This is a genomic window from Allobrachymonas denitrificans DSM 15123 (assembly GCF_900110225.1).
Taxonomy (GTDB): Bacteria; Pseudomonadota; Gammaproteobacteria; order Burkholderiales; family Burkholderiaceae_C; genus Brachymonas; species Brachymonas denitrificans.
The window spans coordinates 1,029,891-1,054,284 of record NZ_FOCW01000001.1 but is presented as its reverse complement, the minus strand read 5'-3'; the positions used below and the strand labels follow the sequence as shown (position 1 = coordinate 1,054,284).

General features: G+C 64.0%; 24 protein-coding genes and 1 pseudogene. 17 read left to right on the top strand and 8 right to left on the bottom strand.

Going from position 1 to position 24,394, the window contains the following annotated elements:
- The first annotated feature begins 30 nt into the window (after positions 1-30).
- From BMW28_RS04890 to pth, 3 genes are all read left to right on the top strand, one after another.
- Entirely contained in the window at positions 31-990 is a 960-nt protein-coding gene (locus BMW28_RS04890; protein ID WP_091815524.1) for a ribose-phosphate pyrophosphokinase, read from the top strand.
- 97 nt (positions 991-1,087) lie between these two features.
- The gene (locus tag BMW28_RS04885) at positions 1,088-1,699 is read left to right on the top strand and encodes a 50S ribosomal protein L25/general stress protein Ctc (RefSeq protein WP_091814535.1); all 612 of its coding nucleotides are present in this window, start codon (positions 1,088-1,090) and stop codon (positions 1,697-1,699) included.
- Positions 1,700-1,772: 73 nt separating this feature from the next.
- Positions 1,773-2,345, top strand: coding sequence for an aminoacyl-tRNA hydrolase (pth, locus tag BMW28_RS04880; protein WP_091814532.1), 573 nt, complete (start codon positions 1,773-1,775; stop codon positions 2,343-2,345).
- 110 nt (positions 2,346-2,455) lie between these two features.
- Here the strand turns inward: pth and BMW28_RS04875 are convergent, their stop codons facing one another.
- Positions 2,456-2,722 (bottom strand): YfhL family 4Fe-4S dicluster ferredoxin, encoded by a 267-nt coding sequence (locus BMW28_RS04875; protein WP_091814529.1) that lies wholly within the window; start codon positions 2,720-2,722, stop codon positions 2,456-2,458.
- 112 nt (positions 2,723-2,834) lie between these two features.
- Here BMW28_RS04875 and BMW28_RS04870 point away from each other — a divergent pair, with 112 nt between their 5' ends.
- From BMW28_RS04870 to BMW28_RS04855, 4 genes are all read left to right on the top strand, one after another.
- Positions 2,835-3,794 carry an ABC transporter permease gene (locus tag BMW28_RS04870; protein ID WP_091814528.1) on the top strand — a complete coding sequence of 320 codons (960 nt, stop codon included), beginning with the start codon at positions 2,835-2,837 and terminating at the stop codon, positions 3,792-3,794.
- A gap of 80 nt (positions 3,795-3,874) precedes the next feature.
- Positions 3,875-4,705 carry an ABC transporter permease gene (locus tag BMW28_RS04865; protein WP_234970037.1) on the top strand — a complete coding sequence of 277 codons (831 nt, stop codon included), beginning with the start codon at positions 3,875-3,877 and terminating at the stop codon, positions 4,703-4,705.
- Complete coding sequence (locus tag BMW28_RS04860) at positions 4,705-5,712, top strand: ABC transporter ATP-binding protein (protein ID WP_091814523.1); 1,008 nt, start codon at positions 4,705-4,707, stop codon at positions 5,710-5,712. The genes BMW28_RS04865 and BMW28_RS04860 overlap by 1 nt, the downstream gene beginning before the upstream one ends.
- Positions 5,709-6,494 carry an ATP-binding cassette domain-containing protein gene (locus BMW28_RS04855; RefSeq protein WP_091814520.1) on the top strand — a complete coding sequence of 262 codons (786 nt, stop codon included), beginning with the start codon at positions 5,709-5,711 and terminating at the stop codon, positions 6,492-6,494. The genes BMW28_RS04860 and BMW28_RS04855 overlap by 4 nt, the downstream gene beginning before the upstream one ends.
- 114 nt (positions 6,495-6,608) lie before the next feature.
- Here the strand turns inward: BMW28_RS04855 and BMW28_RS04850 are convergent, their stop codons facing one another.
- A complete protein-coding gene (locus BMW28_RS04850) occupies positions 6,609-8,105 on the bottom strand; it encodes an ABC transporter substrate-binding protein (protein WP_091814517.1) in 1,497 nt (498 codons plus the stop codon).
- Positions 8,106-8,255: 150 nt separating this feature from the next.
- On the bottom strand, positions 8,256-8,939 hold the full coding sequence (locus BMW28_RS04845) for a histidine phosphatase family protein (RefSeq protein ID WP_091814514.1): 684 nt from the start codon (positions 8,937-8,939) through the stop codon (positions 8,256-8,258).
- A gap of 165 nt (positions 8,940-9,104) precedes the next feature.
- Between BMW28_RS04845 and BMW28_RS04840 the strand changes: the two are divergent.
- The 8 genes and pseudogenes from BMW28_RS04840 to BMW28_RS04805 form a co-directional block, all read left to right on the top strand.
- Positions 9,105-10,280 (top strand): annotated as a pseudogene (locus tag BMW28_RS04840) (GspE/PulE family protein); the annotation flags it as partial.
- Complete coding sequence (locus BMW28_RS04835; protein ID WP_091814509.1) at positions 10,273-11,499, top strand: type II secretion system F family protein; 1,227 nt, start codon at positions 10,273-10,275, stop codon at positions 11,497-11,499. The pseudogene BMW28_RS04840 and the gene BMW28_RS04835, both read left to right, overlap by 8 nt.
- Positions 11,496-12,437 (top strand): prepilin peptidase, encoded by a 942-nt coding sequence (locus BMW28_RS04830; protein ID WP_091814506.1) that lies wholly within the window; start codon positions 11,496-11,498, stop codon positions 12,435-12,437. The genes BMW28_RS04835 and BMW28_RS04830 overlap by 4 nt, the downstream gene beginning before the upstream one ends.
- 113 nt (positions 12,438-12,550) lie before the next feature.
- Entirely contained in the window at positions 12,551-13,186 is a 636-nt protein-coding gene (gene coaE, locus BMW28_RS04825; RefSeq protein ID WP_091815523.1) for a dephospho-CoA kinase, read from the top strand.
- Positions 13,183-13,938 (top strand): cell division protein ZapD, encoded by a 756-nt coding sequence (zapD, locus tag BMW28_RS04820; protein ID WP_091814503.1) that lies wholly within the window; start codon positions 13,183-13,185, stop codon positions 13,936-13,938. The genes coaE and zapD overlap by 4 nt, the downstream gene beginning before the upstream one ends.
- Before the next feature lie 7 nt (positions 13,939-13,945).
- Positions 13,946-14,164, top strand: a complete 219-nt coding sequence (locus tag BMW28_RS04815; protein ID WP_091814500.1) for a DNA gyrase inhibitor YacG — start codon at positions 13,946-13,948, stop codon at positions 14,162-14,164.
- Positions 14,165-14,230: 66 nt separating this feature from the next.
- Positions 14,231-15,922: an L-aspartate oxidase gene (gene nadB / locus BMW28_RS04810; RefSeq protein ID WP_091814497.1), complete on the top strand. Its 1,692-nt coding sequence runs from the start codon at positions 14,231-14,233 to the stop codon at positions 15,920-15,922.
- A gap of 75 nt (positions 15,923-15,997) precedes the next feature.
- Positions 15,998-16,636 carry a LysE family translocator gene (locus BMW28_RS04805; protein WP_407640940.1) on the top strand — a complete coding sequence of 213 codons (639 nt, stop codon included), beginning with the start codon at positions 15,998-16,000 and terminating at the stop codon, positions 16,634-16,636.
- 199 nt (positions 16,637-16,835) lie between these two features.
- Here BMW28_RS04805 and sstT read toward each other — a convergent pair whose 3' ends face one another.
- From sstT to nadA, 3 genes are all read right to left on the bottom strand, one after another.
- Positions 16,836-18,044, bottom strand: coding sequence for a serine/threonine transporter SstT (sstT, locus tag BMW28_RS04800; RefSeq protein ID WP_091815520.1), 1,209 nt, complete (start codon positions 18,042-18,044; stop codon positions 16,836-16,838).
- A gap of 353 nt (positions 18,045-18,397) precedes the next feature.
- Complete coding sequence (gene nadC / locus BMW28_RS04795) at positions 18,398-19,252, bottom strand: carboxylating nicotinate-nucleotide diphosphorylase (protein ID WP_091814491.1); 855 nt, start codon at positions 19,250-19,252, stop codon at positions 18,398-18,400.
- A gap of 145 nt (positions 19,253-19,397) precedes the next feature.
- On the bottom strand, positions 19,398-20,546 hold the full coding sequence (nadA, locus tag BMW28_RS04790; RefSeq protein ID WP_091814488.1) for a quinolinate synthase NadA: 1,149 nt from the start codon (positions 20,544-20,546) through the stop codon (positions 19,398-19,400).
- A gap of 186 nt (positions 20,547-20,732) precedes the next feature.
- Here nadA and BMW28_RS04785 point away from each other — a divergent pair, with 186 nt between their 5' ends.
- Entirely contained in the window at positions 20,733-21,557 is an 825-nt protein-coding gene (locus tag BMW28_RS04785; RefSeq protein ID WP_159430716.1) for a lysophospholipid acyltransferase family protein, read from the top strand.
- Positions 21,550-22,326, top strand: a complete 777-nt coding sequence (locus BMW28_RS04780; RefSeq protein WP_091814485.1) for a glycosyltransferase family 2 protein — start codon at positions 21,550-21,552, stop codon at positions 22,324-22,326. Before BMW28_RS04785 ends, BMW28_RS04780 begins: the two co-directional genes overlap by 8 nt.
- Before the next feature lie 3 nt (positions 22,327-22,329).
- Here BMW28_RS04780 and BMW28_RS04775 read toward each other — a convergent pair whose 3' ends face one another.
- Both BMW28_RS04775 and fabG read right to left on the bottom strand, forming a co-directional pair.
- Entirely contained in the window at positions 22,330-23,643 is a 1,314-nt protein-coding gene (locus BMW28_RS04775; protein ID WP_091814482.1) for a cation:proton antiporter, read from the bottom strand.
- Entirely contained in the window at positions 23,640-24,383 is a 744-nt protein-coding gene (gene fabG / locus BMW28_RS04770; RefSeq protein WP_091814479.1) for a 3-oxoacyl-ACP reductase FabG, read from the bottom strand. The genes BMW28_RS04775 and fabG overlap by 4 nt, the downstream gene beginning before the upstream one ends.
- Positions 24,384-24,394 lie beyond the last annotated feature (11 nt).

The following is a 24,394-nucleotide window of genomic DNA, read 5'->3' as shown; positions in this document are numbered from 1 at the left end:
TGATGGCCTTTTGTATTGCCGGAAGCTGACATGCAAAACTTCGATTCCGATTTCCTCGTCTTCACCGGTAACGCCAACCCCAGCCTGGCGGAAGAAATCGTCAAGTCCCTCGGCACCGCCCTGGGTGATGTGCAGGTCGGCCGCTTCTCCGATGGTGAAGTGACCGTCGAGATCAAGCAGAACGTGCGCGCCCGCGACGTGTTCATCGTCCAGCCCACCTGCGCCCCCACCAACGAAAACCTGATGGAACTGCTCATCATGGTTGATGCCCTCAAGCGTGCATCGGCCGAGCGCATCACGGCAGTCATCCCCTACTTCGGCTACGCCCGCCAGGATCGCCGCCCGCGTTCCACCCGCGTGCCGATTTCCGCCAAGGTCGTGGCCAACCTGCTGCAGACCGTGGGTGTGCACCGCGTGCTGACCATGGACCTGCACGCCGACCAGATCCAGGGCTTCTTCGACATTCCGGTGGACAACATCTACGCGTCTCCGGTGCTGCTGGGCGACCTGCGCCAGAAGAACTACGAAGACCTGATCGTGGTCTCCCCCGACGTTGGCGGCGTGGTGCGTGCGCGCGCCCTGGCCAAGCAGCTGGGCTGCGATCTGGCCATCATCGACAAGCGCCGTCCCAAGGCCAACGTCAGCGAAGTGATGAACATCATCGGTGACATCGAAGGCCGCAACTGCGTGGTGATGGATGACATGATCGACACCGCCGGCACGCTGGTGAAGGCCGCCGAAGTGCTCAAGGAGCGCGGCGCCAAGAACGTGTACGCCTACTGCACGCACCCCGTGTTCAGTGGCCCCGCCATCGAACGTATCGCCCAGGGCACGGCCCTGGACGAGGTCGTCGTGACCAATACCATTCCGCTGTCGCCCCAGGCGCAGCAGTGCAAACGCATTCGCCAGCTCTCCGTGGCCCCGCTGATCGCCGAGACGATCACGCGCATTGCCCACGGCGAGTCGGTCATGAGCATGTTCTCGGAGTAATTCCACTCCGGAACCAATCGGGTGCACCGGATGTCCGGTGCACTTTTACAACCTGGGTACACACTGGTCGCGGTGGTACCCCCAATGGAGAAAACCCATGAAAGTCGTCGCTTTTGAGCGCGCCAAGCAAGGTACGGGTGCGAGCCGCCGCCTGCGCAATGCTGGCAAGGCCCCCGGTATCATCTACGGTGGCACCGCCGAACCCCAGCTGATCGAGCTGGATCACAACGCCCTGTGGCACGCCCTGAAGAAGGAAGCGTTCCACTCTTCCGTCCTGCAACTGGAAGTGGCCGGCAAGACCAGCCAGGTCGTGCTGCGTGACGTGCAGTACCACCCCTACAAGCAGCAAGTGCTGCACGTGGATTTCCAGCGCGTGTCCGCCACCGAAAAACTGCACTTCAAGGTGCCGCTGCACTTCCTGGGTGAAAACGACTCCCCGGCCGTCAAGCTGGAGCAGTGCATGGTTGCCTACATCGTGACCGAACTGGAAGTCAGCTGCCTGCCGGCCGACCTGCCCGAGTTCATCGAAGTGGACCTGAGCAAGGTTGTCAAGGGCGACGTGGTCAAGCTGAGCCAGATCCAGCTGCCCAAGGGCGTGGAAGCCATCGCTCACGGCGAAGAAGACCCGGTGCTGGCCAGCGTGGTGGCTCCGAAGGGTGCTGCTGCCGACGAGGAAGCTGCCGAAGGCGAAGAGCCCGCAGCCGAGTAATTCCGGACTGCATCGTCTGCAAGAAGCCCACTTCGGTGGGCTTTTTCATGTCCTGCACTTACACTATCTCGCCATGATTCAACTGATCGTCGGCCTGGGCAACCCCGGCCCGGAATACGAAGCCACCCGCCACAACGCCGGTTTCTGGTGGGCCGAAGCGGCCGCACGCAAACTGGGCATCATGCTCAACCATGAACGCAGCTATTTTGCTCAGGTCGGACGAACGAACGTCGCTGGCCACCCTGTGTGGGTGATGCTGCCGCAGACCTTCATGAACCGTTCCGGCCAGGCCGTGGGCGCGCTGGCACGCTTCTTCAAGATTCCTTCGGAGAACATCCTCGTCGTGCATGACGAACTGGATCTGGAGCCGGGTCAAGTCAAGCTCAAGAAAGGTGGCGGGCACGCAGGACACAACGGCTTGCGCGACATCCATGCCCAACTGGGCACGCCCGATTACTGGCGCCTGCGCCTGGGCATCGGCCATCCCGGCGTCAAGTCGGAAGTGGTGAACTGGGTACTCAAGAAGCCCTCCATGGACCACCGCATCGCCATCGAGCAGGCCATCGACCACAGCCTGCGCGCCCTGCCCGACCTGCTGGCGGGAGACATGGTGAAGGCAACCAAGGATATCCACACGGCGCCCTGAGGTTGGCGCTACCTGCGCAGCTTTTCGGAGAGCGTCCCTCCAAAGGTGCGCCGCGCCAGAGTCCTGTGCAAGCGCCCGCACCCACCACCTTTAACCCCGAAGTCTCCCGCTCAGGAGTTGTTTCCCAGCGCTTCCTGCTGCAGGCGCTCGTACTTCTGCATCAGCTGTTCCCGTGTTTCCACGCGCTGAGGATCCACGGGTATGCAGGCCACCGGACAGAGCTGCACACACTGGGGCTCGTCAAAGTGTCCGACGCATTCGGTGCACTTGTCCGGATTGATCTCGTAGATGTGCTCGCCAAGGTAGATGGCTTCGTTCGGGCACTCGGGTTCGCACACATCGCAGTTGATGCAGTCGTCAGTGATGATCAGTGCCACGGTAGCCGGTCCTTCCTTTCAGCGCATCCTTCGGTCGAAGGACAAAACGCCGCTATTATCGCAAGTGTGCGGCTTCCGGCCGCCATCTGCCCTTCGTATCCATTTCTGCCTCATGGGTCTGTATCTCGCCAAACGCCTGCTCAGTCTGCTGTTGACCCTGCTGTTCACATCGATCGTGGTGTTTGGCGTGCTGGAGGTGCTGCCCGGCAATGCGGCCCAGGTGATGCTGGGCCCGGACGCGAGCCCCGAGGCCGTGGCTGAACTCTCGCGGCAGTTGGGCTTGCACCTGCCCGTGCATACACGCTATCTGGATTGGGCTGGCGGCCTGCTGCAGGGAGACATGGGCATCAGCCACGCCTACAGCAGCCCCGTCTGGCCGCTGATTGCCGAGCGGCTGGCGCTGACCATTCCGCTGGCGGTGTTCGCCATGCTGATCACCAGCGTGCTGGCTCTAGTCATCGGCATCTATGCCGCTTCGCGCCACAACAAGCCGGCCGATATCGCCGTGATGGGCATCAGCCAGATCGGCATGGCCGTGCCCAATTTCTGGTTTGCCATTGTGCTGATTCTGGTGTTTTCCGTGCAGCTGCAGTGGTTCAGCGCGGGCGGCTTTGATGGCTGGCGCGCGGGATTCTGGAGCGGGCTGCAGAGCCTGCTGCTGCCGGCCATCGCGCTGGCGGTGGTACAGACGGCCATCCTGGCGCGCATCACACGCTCCTCCGTGCTGGAAGTGATGCAGGAAGATTTTGTGCGCACTGCGCGCGCCCGCGGCCTGAGCGAGCGCGCCACGCTATGGCGACACGTGCTGCGCAACGCCATGATTCCCGTGCTGACCGTGATGGGGCTGCAGTTTGCCAACCTCCTGGCCGGCACCATCGTGGTGGAGAACGTGTTCTTCCTGCCCGGACTCGGGCGGCTGATTTTCCAGAGCATTGCCAACCGCGACCTGGTGGTGGTGCGCAACTGCGTGATGCTGTTGGCGGCCATGGTCATCGTGGTGAACTTCGTGGTGGACGTGCTGTATGCAGCCATCGATCCGCGCCTGCGGCATCGGGAAGGGAGCAGCCAGTGAACACGCCTGCTACCGCGTCCAGCACCGATTCCGTGACGGCTGCAGCGAACACCGCAGCCAGTGCACCGCGCGTCAATCGCCTGCGTGCCCGTGCGTGGCGCCATCCCGGCCTGTGGATCGGCGGCGGGCTGACGCTGGCGCTGGTGCTGGCCGCCCTGCTGTCCTATGTGTGGACGCCCTGGCCGCCGCTGGAGATGCAGTTGGATCGCAAGCTGCTGCCGCCGAGCACCAGCCACTGGCTGGGCACGGACGTGATGGGGCGCGATGTGGTGTCCCAGTTGCTGGTGGGCGCGCGCAGCTCGATTTTCGTGGGGCTGATCGCCGTGGGCATCGGTCTGCTCATCGGCACGGCGCTGGGCCTGCTGGCGGCCGCGCGGCGCGGCTGGATGGAAGAGCTGATCCTGCGCATGACGGACGTCACCTTCGCCTTCCCCGCCATTCTCACCGCCATCATGCTGGCAGCCGTATGGGGTCCGGGCATGGTCAACGCCATGATCGCCATCGGGATCTTCAACATTCCCACTTTCATCCGCGTGACGCGGGCCGGCGCCAACGCCCTGTGGACGCGCGAATTCGTGCTGGCCGCACGCGCCTGCGGCAAGAACCGCTGGCGCATCACCTGGGAACACATCCTGCCCAATATCCTGGCCATCCTGATCGTGCAGGCCAGCATCCAGTTCGCCATTGCCATTCTGGCCGAGGCCGCCCTGTCCTATCTGGGTCTGGGCACGCAGCCACCGCAGCCGAGCTGGGGCCGCATGCTGGCCGATGCCCAGACGCTGATGTTCAGCCATCCCATGCTGGCGGTGTATCCGGGCGTGGCGATTGCACTGACGGTGCTGGGTCTCAACTTCCTGGGCGATGCGCTGCGTGACCTGCTCGATCCCAAGATCAGCGAGGGAGGCCGCTGATGGCGCTGCTGGAAGTCAACAACCTCAGCGTGATGGTGCGCACTCACCGCGGCGTGGCCGCTGCCGTGCGCAACATGAGCTTTACGCTGGAGCGTGGCGAAACCCTGGGCGTGATCGGCGAATCCGGCAGCGGCAAGACGCTGGCCATGCTGGCGCTGATGGGGCTGCTGCCGCGCAATGCCTGGGCCGAGGGCAGCATCGTGTTCAACGGGCAGGAACTGGTCGGTGCCAGCGAAAAGACGCTGTGCGCCCTGCGTGGTGATGACCTGGGCATGGTGTTCCAGGAGCCGATGACGGCGCTGGACCCGCTGCAGCGCATCGGCGATCAGATAGCCGAGCCGCTGCGCCAGCACCGCGACATGGACCGGCGCACCGCACTGGAGCATGCCGCCGAGCTGCTGGATCGCGTGGGCATCCCCGATGCGCGTGACCGGCTGCATGACTATCCGCACCAGTTTTCTGGTGGACAGCGCCAGCGCATCATGATTGCAGCCGCCCTCGCCTGCGATCCGGATGTGCTGATTGCCGATGAGCCGACCACGGCGCTGGACGTGACCGTGCAGGCACAGATCCTCAACCTGTTGCGCGAGCTCGTGGCCGAACGCGGCATGGCGCTGATCCTGATCAGCCACGACCTGGCGGTGATTGCGCACAACGTGCAGCGCATGATGGTGCTGTACGCCGGCACCGTGGCCGAATCAGGTAACACCGCCGAGGTGTTTGCGCGCATGGCGCATCCCTATACACGCGCCCTGCTGGCGGCCCGCCCGCGCATCGGCGCGCCCCGCGGAGCACCGCTGCAGACCATTCCGGGCCGTGTACCGGACATGTTCACTCCGCCTCCGGGTTGCCGCTTTGCCAGCCGCTGCAATTTCGTGCAGGAGGATTGCCGACAGGCCGAGCCACCTTCTTTCGAGGTGCCACCTGTGGCGCTTGACAATCATCCTGCCCCCGAGCCTGCTGCTCCACATCTGGCCCGTTGCTATCACATGCAGTTGACCCCATGACCACGCCGCTGCTCCAGGTTACCGATCTCAAGCGCCACTACCGCCAGCGCCGGCAGAGCCTGTTCGTACCGCCGCGCGTCACGCGGGCGCTGGATGGGGTCACGCTGAGCCTGCAGGCCGGACAAAGCCTGGGCATCGTGGGGGAATCCGGCAGCGGCAAGAGCACGCTGGCCAAGCTGGTCATGGCGCTGGATCAGCCTACCAGCGGCACGGTGGAGATTCTGGGGCGCAATGTGCATGCGCTCTCCGCACGCGAGCTGCAGCGGGCGCGCCGCGACTTCCAGATGGTGTTCCAGGACCCCTATGCCTCGCTCGATCCGCGGCAGGATATCGAACAGATCGTGACGGAGCCGCTGCACACCTCCGGAGCCAGCGACGACGCACTGCGTGCCCAGGCCATCGAGGCGCTGCACGCCGTTGGCCTGCAGGAAGCGGATCTGGACAAGTATCCGCACGAGTTCTCGGGTGGCCAGCGCCAGCGCATTGCCATCGCCCGTGCCCTGATCAGCCGGCCCAAGCTGATCGTGGCCGATGAGCCGGTGAGCGCGCTGGATGTATCGGTACAGGCGCAGGTCCTGAACCTGATCCGGCAATTGCAGGTGGAGCACGGCATCAGCTTCATGCTGATCAGCCACGATCTGGCCGTGGTGCACCACGTGTGCGACCAGATTGCGGTGCTGTACCGCGGCAAGGTGGTGGAATATGCGCCTACGGATCAGCTGTTTGCCGATCCGCAGCACCCGTATACGCGCCAGTTGCTGGCAGCTGCGCCCTTGCTGTAAACAGCGTGTCTTTGCCCGTGGCGGCCCCTTACCTGCGCCAGTCGAGGCTTACCCTGGCCAGTGGCGGCCTGCCTCGGTGAGGTGGATGCCACCGGGCTGCTGCACGATGGGTCGTCAACTCCAGGACAGCGCCGACAGATCGTTCACGAACACCGGCATATCCTTCCACACGCCCTTGAGCTTGCTGCTGCCCACCGTGATCCACTGCGGCTGGTACAGATAGGCGCTGACGGCATCCGATGCCACCAGGCGCTGGGCTTCGGCCAGCTGGCGAGCGCGCTGCTCCGGTTCTCCCGTCTGGTTGATGCTGGCAAACAGGGCATCGAACGCCTCGGAGTGGTAGTTCCAGTAGTACTCCGGCTTGGCGAAGTTGCCGAAATCGAAGGGTTCGACATGGCTGATGATGGTCATGTCGTAGTCCTTCTGGCCATAGACATTGCTCAGCCACTGGGCCCACTCGATGTTTTCAAGCTTGGCCGTGATGCCCACCTTGGCCAGCATGGCGGCAATCACCTCGCCACCCTGGCGCGCATACGGCGTGGGCGGCAGCTTGATGGTGAGTTTCAGGTCCTTGACGCCCGCCTCCTGCAACAGCAGCTTGGCCTTTTCCGGATCGTAGGGGTTGATGCCGGTGGTGTCGACATACCCGAGGGCGCCCGGCACATAGTAGCTGCCGATGGGCACGCCAAAACCATCGGCGGCGCCATCGATCACGCCCTTGCGGTCGATGGCGGCGGAGATGGCGCGGCGCACGCGCACATCGTCCAGCGGCTTGCGGCCGTTGTTCATGGCCAGAATGGTCTTGGCGCGCGAGGCTCCCACCAGCACCTGGAAGCGCTGGTCATTCTTGAACTGATCCAGGCTGCGCGCCACCTGCACGCGCGCGAACAGGTCTACATCGCCGGACAGCAGCGCCGCGGCCTGGGCGGCGGTGTCGGAGATGAAACGGAAGGTCGCGCCGTCGATGGCGACCTTGTCGGCTGCACGGTACTCGGGCCATTTCTTCACCGACAGCGATGCGCCCTTGCGCCACTGATCCAGCACATAGGGGCCGGTGCCGACCGGCGCGGTCGCGTTGCTGCCAGCGCTCTTGGGCTCGACGATGATCGCCGTGGCCTGGCCGAGCAGAAACGGCAGGTCCGGATTGGGCTCGGTGCCCTGCAGCACCACGGTGTGTGCATCGGGCGTGCTGATGCCGCTGAAGCTGGCGAACAGGCGCTTGTCCTTGTTGGTGCTCTTTTCACCGGCCGCGCGCTCGAAGGCGAACTTGACAGTTTCGGCGTTGAAGGGCTCGCCATTGTGGAATTTGGCGTCCTTGCGCAGATGGAAGGTCCAGGTCTTCTGGTCGGCCGTTTCCCATTTTTCGGCCAGCAGCGGCTGCACGGAGCCATCTGACTGGATCTTGGTCAGGGTCTCGTAGATGTTGTAGAGCGTGATCTCGCCAATGGCGGAAGCAGCGCCAGCCGTGGGATCCAGCCCCGGCGGCTCCAGCACCATGCCCAGCGTCAGGTCACGTTTGGCCTCCTTGGCGCATCCCGCCTGCTGGCTCAGCGCACCTGCGCCCACCGTCCAGGCCAGGCCCGACAGCAGTACTGATCGACGATCCATCATGTTTTTTCTCCCTCATCGCCCGAACAGGGGCGTGCATGCTGCACCGCAGCGTACATCTTTTATACCATTGCAAGGGGCCAGCCAGCGCCTGTATTGCCGATAGTGCGCGGTATGTGACATATCGCACGACGCCGCTGTTGCACCAGCCGCTTAATTGCGTCCCCTCAGCTTGCGCTGGTCGTAACGCGGCTGTTCCGGCAGATCGGCGACATGACGCGCATCGGCCCAGTCCTGCAGGTGGAAACGCCGCCCGTCCCAGCGCATGTGGTTCAAGCCCACGTTGGGGATCTCGCAGGTGCGCGGGCCGGACAGCGGCTGGCCAGTCAGGTGACGCCAGGCCATGTCCACCACCCCGCCGTGCGAGAACACCAGCACGCAACTGTTTTCAGGGGTGTTCCTGTGGGCAAGCGCAATGTCGTTGAGCGCACCCAGGACACGGTCATGGAACTGGCGTGTGCTCTCGCCGGATGGCAAGGCGTAGTCGGCATTGAACTGCATCCAGCTCTCCACATCGTTCGGGTAGCTGGCGCGCGCCTCGTCAAAGGTCAGGCCTTCCAGCACGCCAAAGCTCTGCTCGCGCAAGGCCGACTGCAGCACCGGCGCAGCGTGCGGCGTCTGCTGCAGCGAGGTTTGCGCTGTCTGCACGGCACGTTGCAGATCGCTGCTGTAGCTGGCAGCCACACGCTCAAGAATGCCGTTGTTGCGGAACGCCCGCGCCAGCCGGTCCGACTGCAGCAGGCCGGTGGCATTGAGCGGAATATCCGCATGCCCCTGGAAGCGCAGCGAACGGTTGGCATCGGTTTCACCGTGACGGATCAGGATCACTTCAAGCATGCAGGAATTCTACGGGACCAGAGGCGACGTACCTGTCATGTTTTGTCAGCGGCCGAGGCATCTTCAGCACTATAATTAATACTTTCATTTTATATCATCTTCCTCATGCAGGTCTCACCGTCCCTTGCTGCCCGTTCGCTCGCCCCTGCCGTCATGCCTTTCAGAGCAGACAGCGACGACGCGTCTGCAGTGACATTGCTGCAGGAACTGCTGGAGCAGGCCATTGCGCTCCGCAGTTCCGACCTGCATTTCGAACCCTACGAGGAGCGTTACCGGGTCCGCTTCCGCATCGACGGCGTGCTGCAGGAAAAAATGGCTCTGCCACTGGCCTTGCGTGAACGGCTGGTGGCCCGCATCAAGGTGCTGGCGCGGCTGGACATTTCCGAACGCCGGTTGCCCCAGGACGGGCGCATCAAGTTCAGCATGGGGCCCGAGCGCATGGTCGACCTGCGCGTCAGTACGCTGCCCACCCTGTTTGGCGAAAAAGTCGTCATCCGCGTGCTGGATGCCACCCATGTCGGTCTGGACATGGAGGCGCTCGGCTACCCTGCCGGCGACCAGATGCTTCTGGAAGAAGCGATTGCGCGCCCCCATGGCATGGTGCTGGTCACGGGCCCTACCGGTTCCGGCAAGACCCTGTCGCTGTACAGCTGCCTGCAGCGCCTCAACCAGCCCGGCGTGAACATCGCCAGTGTCGAGGATCCCTGTGAGATCCCGCTACCGGGCATCAACCAGGTCAACGTGCATGAGAAGGCCGGGTTGACCTATGCCAGCGCGCTGCGCGCCTTTCTGCGGCAGGATCCGGACATCCTGATGGTGGGAGAGATACGCGATCTGGAAACCGCGGACATGGCACTCAAGGCAGCGCAGACCGGACATCTGGTGCTATCCACGCTGCATACCAACGATGCTCCTTCTGCCATCACGCGACTGCGCCACATGGGCGTAGCGGCCTATCACCTGGCTGCCAGCCTGAGCCTGATCAGTGCGCAACGGCTGGTACGACGCCTGTGTGAGCAGTGCCGCCAGCCCGTCACCCTCACGCCGGAACAGATACTGGCTGCCGGGTTTCCGCCCGAAGCCGTCGATGGTCCGCGAGTTGCCTACCGGCCGGTCGGCTGTCCGGCCTGCAGCAGTGGGTATCGTGGCCGCACCGGCATCTTCCAGGTCATGCCGGTCAGTGATGCCATGCGCAGCCAGATGCTGGCCGATGCCTCATCGATGGCGCTGGAACAGCAGGCCGCCAGCGAAGGGCTGCGCTCCTTGCGGCAGGCCGGGCTGGACAAGGTGCTGCAAGGCATCACTTCGCTGGAAGAAGTCCTGGCGGCCACCCATGCCTGAGCAGGTGACGCCATCCGCAAGCTTGCGCTCCGACATGCGCGGCTTTCGCTGGCAGGCGCTGGATCGGCGTGGGCAGCGCCAGCGCGGTCTATGGCAGGCAGGGTCAGCCACCGAGTTGCGCACGCGGCTGCTCCGCAAGGGCATGCACCACATCCGTATACAGCCGGCCCCATTCTGGATGGCAGGCCGAGCCAGCCCTGCCGCCCTTGCGCGATTCACGCGCCAGCTCGCCACCATGCACCGCGCTGGCGTACCGTTGCTGCAATGCCTGGATCTGGCCATCCGCAGCAGCTCGCCGTTCTTTTCCGGCATCCTGCAAGCCGTGCACGACGCGGTGGAACAGGGTCAGGCCCTGCATCAGGCCCTGAGGCAGCATCCGCACCATTTCGACACCCTGTATTGCAGCGTGGTGGAAGCCGGAGAACTGTCCGGCACGCTGGATACGGTGCTGTCGCGGCTGGCCCAGGATCTGGAACAGGCCACAGCACTGCAGGCACGCATCCGGGCTGCCTTGCTCTATCCCTTGGCCGTGCTGCTGGTCGCCATCGGCGTGGTGGCGGCCCTGATGCTGTGGGTCATCCCTTCATTCGAACAGACCTTCGCTTCGCTCGGTGCCGCCCTGCCCTGGCCGACGCTGCTGGTGATTGAAGCCAGCCGGTGGCTGCAGGCGCATGGCCTGTGGCTGCTGCTCGCCCTCGTCACCGGAACCCTCGCGCTACGCAGCAGGCTGCGCCGTCATGCCACAATGCAGCACACCATGGATCGCCTCCTGCTGCACCTTCCCCTGCTTGGCCCGCTGGCGCACAAGGCCGCCACGGCGCGCTGGGCGCGTACGCTGGCGACCCTGTTTGCAGCCGGTGTTCCGCTGGTGGAGGCACTGCCCGCCGTAGCCGGCGCCTCGGGCAACCGGGTCTTCGAACAGGCCAGCCTGCGCATCCTTCAGAGCCTGCTCGGCGGCAGCCGCTTTTCTCATGCCCTGGAGTCACAAGCCCTGTTTGCGCCGCTGGTGGTGCAGATGGTCGAAATCGGCGAGGAATCCGGGGCGCTCGATGCCATGCTGGCCAAGGTTGCCGAATATGAAGGCTCTGCACTGGACGAAGGTTTACGCGGCCTGTCCAGCCTGCTGGAGCCCTTGTTGATGGTCGTGCTCGGACTGCTGGTCGGTGGCGTGGTGCTGGCGATGTACCTGCCCGTGTTCAGCCTGGGACAGGCGCTATGACGACGTCCGGCTGGCCTGTCATCCTGGTCGCAGCCCTGCTGGGCCTGCTTGTGGGCAGTTTTCTGAACGTGCTGATCCATCGCCTTCCGCGCATGCTGGAGGCGGCTTGGGATGCCGACCATCTGGCCTGGCTGCACATGCAGCAGGATGTTGTCCAAGATTCTGGCGCCGCCCTCCCGGGCGGAATTGAACGCGGAATTGAGCAGGGAACGACCAACGCCGTAAGCACAAACACCGCTCCTCCCAAAACCACAAGCCCCCGCTTCAATCTCTGGCTGCCAGCCTCGCATTGCCCGGCCTGCAGCACCCCGCTGCGCTGGTTCGAAAACATCCCCGTGCTCAGCTATCTCTGGCTGCGTGGGCGCTGCAGCCATTGCCAGACACGGATTTCCTCCCGCTATCCGCTGGTGGAGCTGGCTTCGGCCCTGCTGGCCGGTTACTGCGTCTGGCGCTATGGCTTCACCTGGCCAGCGCTCGCCTGGTTCGGCTTCACGGCCACCTTGCTGAGCCTGGCGCTGATCGACTGGGATACCACCTACCTGCCTGACAGTCTCACCCTGCCCCTGCTCTGGGGCGGCCTGCTTGCCAGCGCAATGGGATGGACAGGCACCCTCCTCGCAGACGCCGTCTGGGGCGCCACCATCGGATACGGCAGCCTGCGCCTGGTACATGAAGTCTTCCTGCGCATCACCGGCAAGGAAGGCATGGGGCATGGCGACTTCAAGCTTCTTGCGGCCATCGGTGCCTGGCTGGGCTGGCCGGCCTTGCTGCCGGTGCTGCTGCTTGCTTCCATCGTGGGGCTCATCGTGGGTCTGGCCTTGAAGGCCCGGAATCGTCTGGATGCAAGCGGACAGCTGCCATTCGGCCCCTTTCTCGCCCTTGGAGCCGCCCTCGGCTGGACGATTGGCAGCAACTGGCTGTTTCAACTGCTGGCATAGGCCCTGCAAGCAGTTATATTTGCAACATGCGCCGCTCGTTCCCGAGCGGGCTGCAGGGCGCGCAGCACGGCGGTCTGCACAAGAACCAACCGCAGACGCGGGAGACAAGACACATGCAGACCTGGCACATCGGCCTGACAGGTGGCATCGGCAGCGGCAAGAGTACGGTGGCCGAGCTGTTCCAGCAACACGGGGCATTCCTTATCGATGCCGACGCCATTTCGCGCGCCACCACCGCAGCGGGAGGCGCCGCCATCACGCCAATCCGCGAAACCTTCGGGGAGCGCTTCATCCAGCCGGACGGGGCACTGGACCGCAACGCCATGCGTGAACTGGTGTTCGCACAGCCCGATGCCAAGCGGCAACTCGAGGCCATCGTGCACCCTCTGGTGCTGCAGCAGATCCGCGCCAGCGCCGCGCAAGCCGTGCAGCAAGGCGCGCGCATGGTGCTGTACGACATTCCCCTGCTGGCCGAATCGGCGCACTGGCGCAAGCGCCTGCAGCAGGTGATCGTGGTCGATTGCGACACAGACACGCAGATTGCGCGCGTGATGCGGCGCAACCAGCTCACACGCGAAGCGGTGGAGGGCATCATCGCCAGCCAGGCTACACGCCAGCAGCGCCACGCCATTGCCGATGCCGTGGTGCAGAACGGCGCCACCACCACGCTGGAAGGCCTGCGCGCACAGGTGGAGGCCCTGGCACGCCATTTCCACCTTATCATTGGTTGCAAAGGAAACGCCGCGTGATCTTGTTCGAATACCCCTTCAACGAACGCATTCGCACCTATCTGCGGATGGAGCGCCTGCTCGACCGTTTCAACGAACTCGCCGGCCGCACCACGGCACTCGACCACCACTTCGCACTGGTCACGCTGTTCGAGCTGCTCGAGGTCTCCAGCCGCTCCGACCTCAAGGGCGAGATCATGCGCGATCTGGACCGCCAGAAGCAGCACCTTGCCAGCTACCGCGGCAATCCGGCGGTGGAAGAATCCATGCTGAACCAGATGATCCGCACGGCAGAAGACTGCTTTCTGCGGCTGGAGCAGATGACCGGCAAGATCGGACAACCGATCACGGAAAACGACTGGCTGATGACCATCCGCAGCCGCGCCGCCATTCCAGGCGGCACCTGCGAATTCGATCTGCCCGCCTACCACGCCTGGCTGCACCTGCCTGAAAGCCAGCGCCAGTACGCCCTCAAGGGCTGGATCGGCGCCTTCAAGGCGGTGGAAGACAGCATCCGCATGCTGCTCTCCCTGCTGCGCAACAGCGGGCACACGCAACGCGTGAGTGCATCCAACGGCCAGTTCCAGCAGAACCTGCCGCAAAACCGCAATTTCCAGCTGCTGCGTCTGAGCATCGACCCGAATCGCAAGGTGGTGCCCGAAATCAGCGCCAACCACCTGATGGTGGCCGTGCGCATGATGCGCGAGGATGTTGAAGGCCATCTGGCCCTGCACCCGGCAGACATCGATTTCCAGCTCACCCTCTGCGCCTGACATCGCCATGGCTGCATCGACACCCGCCCCCAACGGCAACCCCGTGAAAATCGTCGTTTGCCCGCAATGCGGCGGCGACAGTGTCTATGCGCCGTCCAACCCCTACCGCCCGTTCTGCAGCGAGCGGTGCAAGAAAATCGACCTTGGTGCCTGGGCCAGCGAAAGCTACCGCATGGAGCAAAAGCCCGGCACCGAAGAGGAAGGCTACGAGCCGCCTGATTCCTGAATCTTCCGGACAGTGCGGCATGGCTCCTTCGGGTGCGGTCGCGGTCCGCTTTCCTGATTGCTTCCCATGTCTTCCGAGTCCTCCCTCTCCTCTTCCGCAGGCGGCGCAGCTGCCGGCCTGCCTGTCGTCATCGTCGGCGCCGGTCTGGCCGGCCTGGCCGTTGCCTTGCATCTGGCACCGACGGTTCCCGTCATCATGCTCGCCAAGCGCAAGGTGGAAGAATCCGCCACCACACGCGCCCAGGGCGGCATCGTGGGCGTGCTCGGCGCCGATGACAGCATCGAAAGCCATGTGCACGACACCCAGGAAGCCGGCGCCGGCATCGTGGACGAGGACACGGCCCGCTTCATCGCCGAGAACAGCGCCGAGGCCATCGAGTGGCTGGTGCAGCAAGGCGTGCCGTTCACGCATGACCCCAGCGGCCCGCTCGGCCTGCACCTGACGCGCGAAGGCGGCCACGCGGTGCGACGCATTGCCCATGCAGCCGATGCCACCGGCAAGGCCATCCACGAAGCGCTGCTCGAAGCCGTGCGCCATCACCCCAACATCACGCTGCACGAGCGCTGGATGGCGATCGACGTGATTACCGACAAGCACCTCGGCGATGCAGGCCAGCATCCGATCAAGAACTGCTACGGCGTGTATGTGCTCAACATCGACGAAGGCAAGGTGCTGACGATTCCGGCACGGGCCGTGGTGCTGGCCAGTGGTGGCGTCGGCAAGGTGTACCGCTACACCACCAACCCCGAAACCTCCACCGGCGACGGCATCGCCATGGCCTGGCGCGCGGGCTGCCGCATCGGCAACATGGAATTCATCCAGTTCCATCCCACCTGTCTGTACCACCCGCTGGAGCGCAATTTCCTGATCACCGAGGCGCTGCGTGGGGAAGGCGGCCTGCTGAAGCTGCCGCTCAAGGATGCGGACGGCAACGTGCATGCCGAGCGCTTCATGCCCGCGCACGACCCGCGTGCCGAACTGGCGCCGCGCGACATCGTGGCCCGTGCCATCGACTTCGAGATCAAGAAGCACGGCCTGGACCATGTGCTGCTGGATGCCACGCATCTGGGCGAGGCCTTCCTTAAGGAGCATTTCCCCACCATCTACCAGCGCTGCATGGAGCTGGGCATCGACATTGCCAAGGATCCGATCCCGGTGGTGCCGGCAGCGCACTACACCTGCGGCGGCGTGGTGACCGACCTGAACGGCCAGAGCGACCTGCATGGCCTGTACGCCGTGGGCGAAACCACCTACACCGGCCTGCATGGCGCCAACCGTCTGGCCAGCAATTCGCTGCTGGAGTGCGTGGTGCTGGGCAAGAGCTGCGCCGAGATGATCATGCAAAAAGCGGTTGTAAATCTGCCAAAACTTCCCGAATGGGATGAAAGTCAGGTGGAAGATGCTGATGAACAAGTCGTTATCGCCCACAACTGGGACGAGCTGCGCTTGGTGATGTGGAACTACGTGGGCATCATGCGCACCACGCGTCGTCTGGAGCGCGCGCAGCACCGCATCAACATGCTGAAAGCCGAGATCGACGACTACTACGCCAACTTCAAGGTCAACCGCGACCTGCTGGAGTTACGCAACCTGGTTGATTGTGCCGACCTGATCGTGCGCAGCGCCATGAGCCGCCACGAAAGTCGCGGCCTGCACTATGTGCGAGACTATCCGGACTTGCTGCCGGCCAGCTTCCCGACCATCCTGTTCAAGAACGTGAACAAGCGCTCGGGCAAGAAGACCAGGAAGCTGCGCTGAACCCACCGATGACAAGGGCCCACTCTGTTCTCCACCTGTTACGCTCCCGATTAGCTTCACCTGACTGCTGCCATGCTGCTTCCTCTCGACATCGCCATCGGATTCTTCGGCATTGCGGTGCTGCTGGCGCTTTCGCCGGGGCCGGACAACCTGTTCGTCATCACCCTGTCCGCGCTGCGCGGCGTACGCGCGGGGCTGTGGGTGGTGCTCGGGCTGTGCAGCGGGCTGATCGTGCATACGCTGGCCGTTGCCTGGGGCGTGGCTGCGCTGTTCGCTGCTTCCGCCACCGCCTTCACGGTGCTCAAGCTGCTGGGGGCGGCCTATCTGCTGTATCTGGCCTGGGGTGCATGGAATGCGCCTGCCAGCGTGCCCGACGAGTCAGGGAGCGCCCCTGCCCTGCCCGCCATGACGCCGATGCAGGCCTGGCTGCGCGGCGTCATCATGAACCTGACCAACCCCAAGGTGATCCTGTTCTTCCTCGCCTTTCTGCCACAGTTCAGCAGTCCGGCACGCGGCAGCGTTGCGGTGCAGACCTTTCTGCTGGGGCTGATCTTCATTGTGGCGGCCGGGCTGACCTTTTCCGTGCTGGCGCTGCTGGCAGGCGGTATCGGGCAGAAGCTGCAGCACTCCGCCAAGGCCCAGCGCTGGCTCAACCGCAGTGCCAGCGTGGTGTTTGTGGGAATGGCAGCGAAACTGCTGGTGTCGCAGCGCTGAGCGGATAGCTGCTCCCGGCATGAGAATGCCCGCGAACCATCACGGTCGCGGGCATTTTTACACTGTCAGACCCTGCAACTGCTCACCTGATACGGGCGCTATGGGGCAAGCGAACGCTGGCCTTCCTCAATCCGGCATCCAGCGACCTCCAGCCGCTGTCTACCGCTTATGACCGAGCCAAACTCGCCTGGCCCGCCGCTTATCGAGCGCGCATCACCGGATCTGCAGCCGCCGTGAACAGCACGTCCGTCGAGGAGTTCAGCGCCGTTTCAAACGCATCCTGCAGCACGCCGATCACGAAACCGACGCCAACCACCTGCATGGAGATGTCGTTCGGAATACCGAACAGGCTGCAGGCCATGGGAATCAGCAGCAGCGAACCACCGGCCACGCCGGAAACGCCACACGCCGCAATGGAAGCCACCAGGCACAGCAGCAGCGTCGTACCGAAATCCACAGGAATGCCCAGCGTGAATACTGCGGCCAGCGTCAGCACGTTGATGGTGACGGCAGCGCCGGCCATGTTGATGGTTGCACCCAACGGCAGCGAAATGGCGTAGGTATCGCGGTTCAGACCCAGGCGCTTGGCCAGTTCCATGTTCACCGGAATGTTGGCCGCAGAACTGCGTGTGAAGAAGGCGGTCACGCCGCTCTCGCGCAGGCAGGTGAAGACCAGCGGGAAGGGATTGCGGCGCGTCATGAACCAGACGATGAGCGGGTTGACCACCAGCGCCACAACCAGCATGCAGCCGATCAGCAGGCCCAGCAGCTGCACATACTGCAGCAGCACGTCCCAGCCGGAGGTGAGGATGGCGTCGGCCACCAGACCCATCACGCCAAACGGTGCAAAGCGGATCACCAGACGCACCACCCAGGAAATCGCATCGGACACATCGCCCAGCACCTTGTGCGTGGCGCGATCCGCATGGCGCAGGCCCAGACCGATCACCACCGCCCAGGTCAGCACGCCGATGTAGTTGGCATTCATCAGTGCCTTGAAGGGGTTGTCCACCATGCTCAGCACCAGATTCTTCAGCACCTGCAGCACGTTACCGGGGGGCGACAGCTCTTCGGTCACCGGCTTCAAGGTAAGTTCCATCGGGAACAGGAAACTGCCGCCAGCGGCCACCAGCGCCGCAGCGAACGTGCCGACCGCGTACAGGATCAGCACCGTACCCATGTTGGTCTGCACGCCCTTCTGGTGGTTGGCGATGGAGGACATCACCAGCACGAACACCAGCAGCGGGGCCACCGCCTTGAGCGCCCCCACGAACAGGGTACCGAACAGGATGGTTGCGCGTGCCGCATCGGGCCACAGCACGGCCAGCGCAATGCCGAACACCAATCCCATGAAAATCTGCATCACCAGCGAACCGTGCCGGATGAAATGCTTGACCGAATCCATCATCAAAAATTCTCCCAAGATGACGGCCGGATCACGGAACATCATCACATCTTGTGGCCGTCACGTCCGTTTGGGAGCGCGCCGGAGAAGGCGCAATTTTAGAGGATAGCTCACGCGAAGCTGACAACCGACCCTGCTGCTACCCGTGCCTTGTGTGGCTCGCACGCCACCTTTTCCGGGCCCATGCAATGCATCAACCGACAGCTCTGTGCAGTCCTGCGTGGTGCAAGAGCAAGCACACCAGCCGACAGGCCGGTAACTCGCCAGTCAAGCTGCCCGCTCCCGAAGTGCCTGTCGACGACGCGCAAGGAGTAGTCCGGCGCCGGGACATCTAGGCGTTACCCGAGCGACCGCCTTCAGCCCACGATGCGCAGCGAGTAGTCCGTGGCCACCACGTCCTTGGTCAGCTTGCCGATGGAGATGCGATCCACGCCGGTCGCTGCGATGTCGCGCATGGTTTCCAGCTGCACGCCACCGGATGCTTCCAGCAGCGCCCGGCCCGCCGTCAGCGCCACCGCATCACGCATGGCCTGCAGCGTGAAGTTGTCCAGCAGCACGCTGGTGGCACCTGAGTCCAACGCCTGTTGGAGCTGCTCCATGTTTTCCACCTCGATCTGGATCTCGACGCCGGCATCGAGTGCGCGCGCGTTGTCCAGCACCTGGGGAATGCCACCGGCAGCTGCGATATGGTTCTCCTTGATCAGGATGCCATGCCAAAGCGCCATGCGCTGGTTCTGGCCACCGCCGACACGCACGGCATATTTCTGCGCCTGACGCAAGCCGGGAATGGTCTTGCGGGTATCGAGCACGGCGCAGCCTTTTTCGGACACACCGGCAATCGCATCCACATAGCGGCGCGTGAGGGTCGCCGTGCCGCTGAGCAGCTGCAGGAAGTTGAGCGCCGCGCGCTCGGCTGTGAAGATGGAGCGCGCCTCGCCGCGGATGTGGCAGACATTGGTATTGGCAGCCATCAGTTCGCCTTCCTCGTAATGCCATTCCAGCTGCAGGTCGGGATCGACACCGCGCATGCAGCCCTCGAACCAGGCACGGCCGCACAGCACGGCCTCCTCGCGCACCAGCACGCGGGCCGTCACCGGATTGGGAACAGGCACCAGCTGGCCGGTCCAGTCGCAGATGCCGATATCTTCCGTCAGGGCGTCGCGGATGTTGCGGTCACGGGCCTGTTCCAGGGATTCGTTGAATTCAAACATGGTGGGCTACAGCAAAACAGGGAAATAAACAGGGAGACAGGGAATTGCGCCCTGCGGCGAGGTGGTCGGGCAACCAGCAAGCCGGTCAAGCCGGCCCGCGCATCACAGGCACAGCAAACCCCTGTCGCAAGACAATGGTTATCGATCAGGCAGCGCCAATGCCGGGCGTCATGCCCGCCAAGCGTCCGCCATCCTTCACCACCAGCGCTTCGGGATGTTCCTTGACGAAATTCAGCATGCGCGTGATGCAGCCGGCAGCCTTGCGGCCGATTTCCGCATCGACGAACACTTCGCCGGTGCCCTTTGCAAGGCAGTCCACCACCCCTTGCAGCGCGTTCATTGCCATCCAGGGGCAGTGTGCGCAGCTCTTGCATGTGGCGCTGTTGCCGGCCGTGGGCGCCTCGATCAGTGTCTTGCCCGGTGCCAGCTGGCGCATGCGGTGCATGATGCCGTTATCGGTGGCGACGATGAAGGTCTCGCCCTCGGCACCATCAATCACGGCCTTGAGCAACTGCGAGGTGGAGCCGACCACATCGGCCTGCTGCACCACGCTGGTGGGGGATTCCGGGTGCACCAGAATCCTGGCGCCGGGGTACTGCTTGCGCAGCAGATCCAGTTCCAGCCCCTTGAATTCGTCGTGCACGATGCAGGCGCCCTGCCACATCAGCATGTCGGCGCCGGTCTGCTGCTGGATGTATTTGCCCAGGTGACGGTCCGGCGCCCACAGGATTTTCTCGCCCTTGTCCTTGAGATGATTGACGATGGCCAGCGCACAGGAACTGGTCACCATCCAGTCGGCCCGCGCCTTCACGGCCGCGCTGGTGTTGGCATAGACCACCACCTTGCGGTCCGGATGGGCATCGCAGAAGGCACTGAATTCGTCAATCGGGCAACCCAGATCCAGCGAACAGGTCGCCTCCAGATCGGGCATGAGCACGGTTTTTTCCGGGCTCAGGATCTTGGCGCTCTCGCCCATGAAGCGCACGCCGGCCACGACCAGCGTCTGTGCCTCATGGTCACGACCAAAGCGCGCCATTTCCAGCGAATCGGACACGCAGCCGCCGGTGGCCAAGGCCAGATCCTGCAGGTCGCCATCCACATAATAGTGCGCCACCAGCACGGCATTGCGTGCCTTGAGCAGCTCGGCGCTCTTCTGCATCAGCGCATCGCGCTCGGCGGTGCTCAGTTGCGGCGGCACCTTGGCCCAGGCATGGGCGGTGCAGGTTTCTCCCTCGGCGTTCTGCAGCGGAAAGTCGAATTCCTTGCTGATGGGAATGGTGGTGGAAGCGGTCATGATCTTGTCTCTGGTCTCTCGGTGTGTCCCGACAACAGTTGCCCTTGCAACCCTTGCGTATGCTTCAATATTGTGACGCAGAAACCGCGTGCCGGCGGGATAACAGGTTTGGTCCAAAGTACGCATTACAATGCCTCGCAGCAATGTTCCGTGACGCCGTGCACGGATCCAACCCTCCGAATCCGCATGCCTCCGCAGCAGCAGCCCGACTTTCCCCCGCACCGCTCCGCACCGGCACCCGCCCGTGCCGCGCATCCCTTGCTGCGCCTGTACGCACCCGTGGCCATGGTGATCGGCCTCGGATCGCTGGCGGCGATCTGCCTCACCTGGTATCCGTTTGCCATGCTGGTGGGCCTGTTGCCCCTGCCCGGCACGCTGCGCCGTCGCATCGGCCGCGGCGCCATCTTTGCCGGCACACGCCTGTACACCTGGATCCTGCGCACGCTGTGCTTTGTGCGGCTGGACCTGCGCGCGCTGCAGACGCTGCGCACGGAGCGCGCGCTGGTCATCGTCGCCAACCACCCTTCCCTGCTCGATGCCATCCTGTTCATGTCGCAGCTGCCCAATACGGTGTGCGTGATGAAGGCCTCGCTGCAGCAGAACATCCTGTTCGGTGCCGCCACCCGGCTGGCGCACTTTGTCAGCAACGCCTCGCCCATGCAGATGATCCGCCAGGCCTGCGATGAACTGCGGCGCGATGCGCATCTGGTGATTTTCCCCGAAGGCACGCGTACTTCGCAGTGGCCGATCAACCCTTGCAGCCCGGCCAGTGCCATCATGGCGCAGCGCGCGCCAGCGCCCATGCAGCAGGTATTCATCGAGATGAGCACGCCCTACCTGGGCAAGGGCTGGCCGTTGTTCAAGCCGCCCGTGCTACCGCTGGTGGTGACCATGCGGCTCGGCCGGCGCATCGATGCCCCCGGCGAGCAGGTGGCTGCCGACATCGCACGCCAGTTCGAGCAGGACATGCGCACGCATTTCAACAGCTCTGCGGAGGCTTCCCATGGCTGATGCCCCGACCAGTGCCGCTCCTTCGCGCACCCATCTGGTGCTGATTCCCAGCTACAACCCCGGCCCCAAGGTGCGGGAGACCGTGCTGGGCGCCCGCGCCCAGTGGAACCCGGTGTGGGTGGTGGTGGACGGCAGCACCGACGGCAGCGCTGCCCTGCTGCAGCGCATGGCCGACGAGGATCGCGGCCTCAAGGTATTGCTGCTGCCGCAGAACAGCGGCAAGGGTGCTGCAGTGCTGCACGGCCTGCGCCGCGCCGCGCAGGAAGGCTTCACCCACGCCCTGACCATGGACTCGGACGGCCAGCATCCAGCGCAGCTGATTCCGGAGTTCATGCAGCGATCGCAACAGCAACCTGCGGCCATGGTGCTGGGCAAGCCGGTATTCGACGCCGATGCACCGCGCCTGCGGGTGAACGGCCGCAAGGTGTCCAACTTCTGGGCCAACCTGGAAACGCTGTGGAACGGCATCGGGGATTCGCTCTACGGTTTCCGTGTCTATCCCATCGCACCGCTGGTGCGCACCATGCAGGGCCAGCGCTGGATGCGCCGCTTCGACTTCGATCCGGAGGCCGTGGTGCGTCTGTCATGGAACGGTGTTCCTGCCGTCAACATCGACGCCCCGGTACGCTACTTCCAGGCCAGCGAAGGCGGCGTGTCGCACTTCAAGTACCTGCGCGACAACACCCTGCTCACCTGGATGCATACGCGGCTGTTCCTTGGCTTTGTGGTGCGCCTGCCGGTGCTGGTGTGGCGCAAGCTGATGCGCTGAGGCTCAGTCCGCCGTCACCTCTTCGGGCACATGCGCCTTCACCTGCCGGTAGCCCAGCTTGGGCAGATAGTGCCGCAGCACCGGCGTGGTGATGACCGTGCTCACGATGGCCATGATGACCAGCATGGTGAACACGTTCTTCGAGATCACCCCCAGGTCGTAGCCGATGTTGATGACGATCAGCTCCATCAGCGCGCGGGTGTTCATCATCACGCCGACGATCTGTGATTCGCCATGCGACATGCCGGCCGAACGCGCCGCCAGATAGGACGGCAGATACTTGCCGAGGCAGGCTGCCAGCACCACGATAGCGCACCATCCCCACAGACCCAGGCTGTCCAGCCCGCCAATATCCGTGCGCAGGCCAGTGTAAGTGAAGAAGATCGGCAGGAAGAACACGTTCACGAACTGCCCGATATGCCGGCGCCAGGCATCGACAAACTGCGGCTGGTCGTGCAGCAGCACGCCGAGCATGAAGCCGCCGAAAATGGCGAAGATGCCCAGTTTGTAGGTAACGATGGCGCTGATGAAAACCAGCACCAGGATCACGCCCAGCAGGTTATTGCTCCAGCCTTCCGCACCGCCCAGATGGCGCACGCACCAGCGCAGCAAGGGCCGCACGCCCCACCAGCACACCGCCACATACACCAGCAGCAGCACCAGAGTCGAGCCGAACTGCGCGGCATCAAAGCCCGACACCGCCAGCATGGTCACCAGCGCCAGCAGCAGCCAGCCCACCACGTCATTGATGGCCGCCGCGCTGATGGCGATCACGCCCAGCGGCTTGCGCGCAATGTCGAATTCGATCAGCATGCGCCCCAGAATGGGCAGCGCCGTGATGGAGAAGGCCGTGCCGACGAACAGGGCTGCCGCCGTCGGGTTGGCCTGCGGCGTCAGCACCGGCGTCATCCAGTAGCCCAGCGCGTAACCCAGCCCGAACGGCACCACCATACTGGCCACGGCGATACGCGTCACGCTGCGCCGGTGCTCCTTCTCGGCCAGATGCGAAAACTCGAACTCCATGCCGATCTGGAACATCAGCAGGATCAGGCCGATCTGCGACAGGATCTGCATGGCATCGCCCGGCGTGGAGCGGAACACGAAATTGAAGGCATCCGGCCACAGCCAGCCGAACAGTGTCGGCCCCAGGATGATGCCGATGATGATCTCGCCCACCGCCGCCGACTGGCCCCAGCGCAGCGCCAGGTTCGCGCCGATGCGCCCTGCCAGCACGATTACGCACAGCTGCAGCAGCGTGAAGAACAACAGCAGCTCGCTCTTGTGTACGCCGGACAGCGCCTCGCTGGCCACACTCATGCGTACAGCCCCCCGTTGATGGAGATGGTCTGGCCGGTGATGTAGCCCGCGGCGTCCGAGGCCAGGAAGGCGACCAGCTCGGCCACCTCTTCCGGCTTGCCGGCGCGTTTGGCAGGCACCATGTCCTTGATCAGCTTGTCGTCGAACACGCCTTCGGTCATGCTGCCGGCGATGATGCCCGGCGCCACCGCGTTGACGGTGATGTTGCGGCTGGCCAGCTCCAGCGACAGCGCGCGCGTGGCCGCCTGCAATCCGCCCTTGGCCGCCGCGTAGTTGACCTGCCCCCGGTTGCCGGCCAGCGCCGCCACCGAGGAGATGTTGATGATGCGTCCCCAGCGCTGGCGCACCATGGGCATGGTGAGCGGCTGCGTGACGTGGAAGAAACCGTCCAGATTGACCTGCAGCACACGCTGCCATTGCGCTGCCGTCATGCCGGGGAAGGCGGCGTCATCGTGCACACCGGCGTTGTTGACGAGGATGTCGATGGTGTGCTGTTCCAGCAGGCGTGGAAGCTCCTGCTGTACGGTAACAGCATCGGTGACATCGAAGACCACGGCATCGGCACTACCGCCATCTGCGCGGATCGATGCCACCACTGATTCGGCACGCGCCGGCTGGCTGCTGGCATGCACCCAGACATGGCAGCCCGCCTTGGCGAGACGACGGGCAATGGCAGAACCGAGATCACCACTGGCACCGGTCACCAGGGCATGGCGTTGACGAGAATCGGAAGAGGACATGGTCAGAAAAT

What these genes read in the sequence shown, in the direction of transcription:
- BMW28_RS04775 (WP_091814482.1), bottom strand. Translation starts at nt 23,643, where the DNA reads ATGAGTGTGGCCAGCGAGGCGCTGTCCGGCGTACACAAGAGCGAGCTG.
- coaE (WP_091815523.1), top strand. Translation starts at nt 12,551, where the DNA reads ATGCAGACCTGGCACATCGGCCTGACAGGTGGCATCGGCAGCGGCAAG.
- nadA (WP_091814488.1), bottom strand. Translation starts at nt 20,546, where the DNA reads ATGACCGCTTCCACCACCATTCCCATCAGCAAGGAATTCGACTTTCCG.
- BMW28_RS04870 (WP_091814528.1), top strand. Translation starts at nt 2,835, where the DNA reads ATGGGTCTGTATCTCGCCAAACGCCTGCTCAGTCTGCTGTTGACCCTG.
- BMW28_RS04830 (WP_091814506.1), top strand. Translation starts at nt 11,496, where the DNA reads ATGACGACGTCCGGCTGGCCTGTCATCCTGGTCGCAGCCCTGCTGGGC.
- BMW28_RS04815 (WP_091814500.1), top strand. Translation starts at nt 13,946, where the DNA reads ATGGCTGCATCGACACCCGCCCCCAACGGCAACCCCGTGAAAATCGTC.
- BMW28_RS04785 (WP_159430716.1), top strand. Translation starts at nt 20,733, where the DNA reads ATGCCTCCGCAGCAGCAGCCCGACTTTCCCCCGCACCGCTCCGCACCG.
- BMW28_RS04855 (WP_091814520.1), top strand. Translation starts at nt 5,709, where the DNA reads ATGACCACGCCGCTGCTCCAGGTTACCGATCTCAAGCGCCACTACCGC.
- nadB (WP_091814497.1), top strand. Translation starts at nt 14,231, where the DNA reads ATGTCTTCCGAGTCCTCCCTCTCCTCTTCCGCAGGCGGCGCAGCTGCC.
- BMW28_RS04890 (WP_091815524.1), top strand. Translation starts at nt 31, where the DNA reads ATGCAAAACTTCGATTCCGATTTCCTCGTCTTCACCGGTAACGCCAAC.
- sstT (WP_091815520.1), bottom strand. Translation starts at nt 18,044, where the DNA reads ATGATGGATTCGGTCAAGCATTTCATCCGGCACGGTTCGCTGGTGATG.
- BMW28_RS04850 (WP_091814517.1), bottom strand. Translation starts at nt 8,105, where the DNA reads ATGATGGATCGTCGATCAGTACTGCTGTCGGGCCTGGCCTGGACGGTG.
- fabG (WP_091814479.1), bottom strand. Translation starts at nt 24,383, where the DNA reads ATGTCCTCTTCCGATTCTCGTCAACGCCATGCCCTGGTGACCGGTGCC.
- pth (WP_091814532.1), top strand. Translation starts at nt 1,773, where the DNA reads ATGATTCAACTGATCGTCGGCCTGGGCAACCCCGGCCCGGAATACGAA.
- BMW28_RS04860 (WP_091814523.1), top strand. Translation starts at nt 4,705, where the DNA reads ATGGCGCTGCTGGAAGTCAACAACCTCAGCGTGATGGTGCGCACTCAC.
- BMW28_RS04835 (WP_091814509.1), top strand. Translation starts at nt 10,273, where the DNA reads ATGCCTGAGCAGGTGACGCCATCCGCAAGCTTGCGCTCCGACATGCGC.
- BMW28_RS04780 (WP_091814485.1), top strand. Translation starts at nt 21,550, where the DNA reads ATGGCTGATGCCCCGACCAGTGCCGCTCCTTCGCGCACCCATCTGGTG.
- BMW28_RS04885 (WP_091814535.1), top strand. Translation starts at nt 1,088, where the DNA reads ATGAAAGTCGTCGCTTTTGAGCGCGCCAAGCAAGGTACGGGTGCGAGC.
- nadC (WP_091814491.1), bottom strand. Translation starts at nt 19,252, where the DNA reads ATGTTTGAATTCAACGAATCCCTGGAACAGGCCCGTGACCGCAACATC.
- BMW28_RS04845 (WP_091814514.1), bottom strand. Translation starts at nt 8,939, where the DNA reads ATGCTTGAAGTGATCCTGATCCGTCACGGTGAAACCGATGCCAACCGT.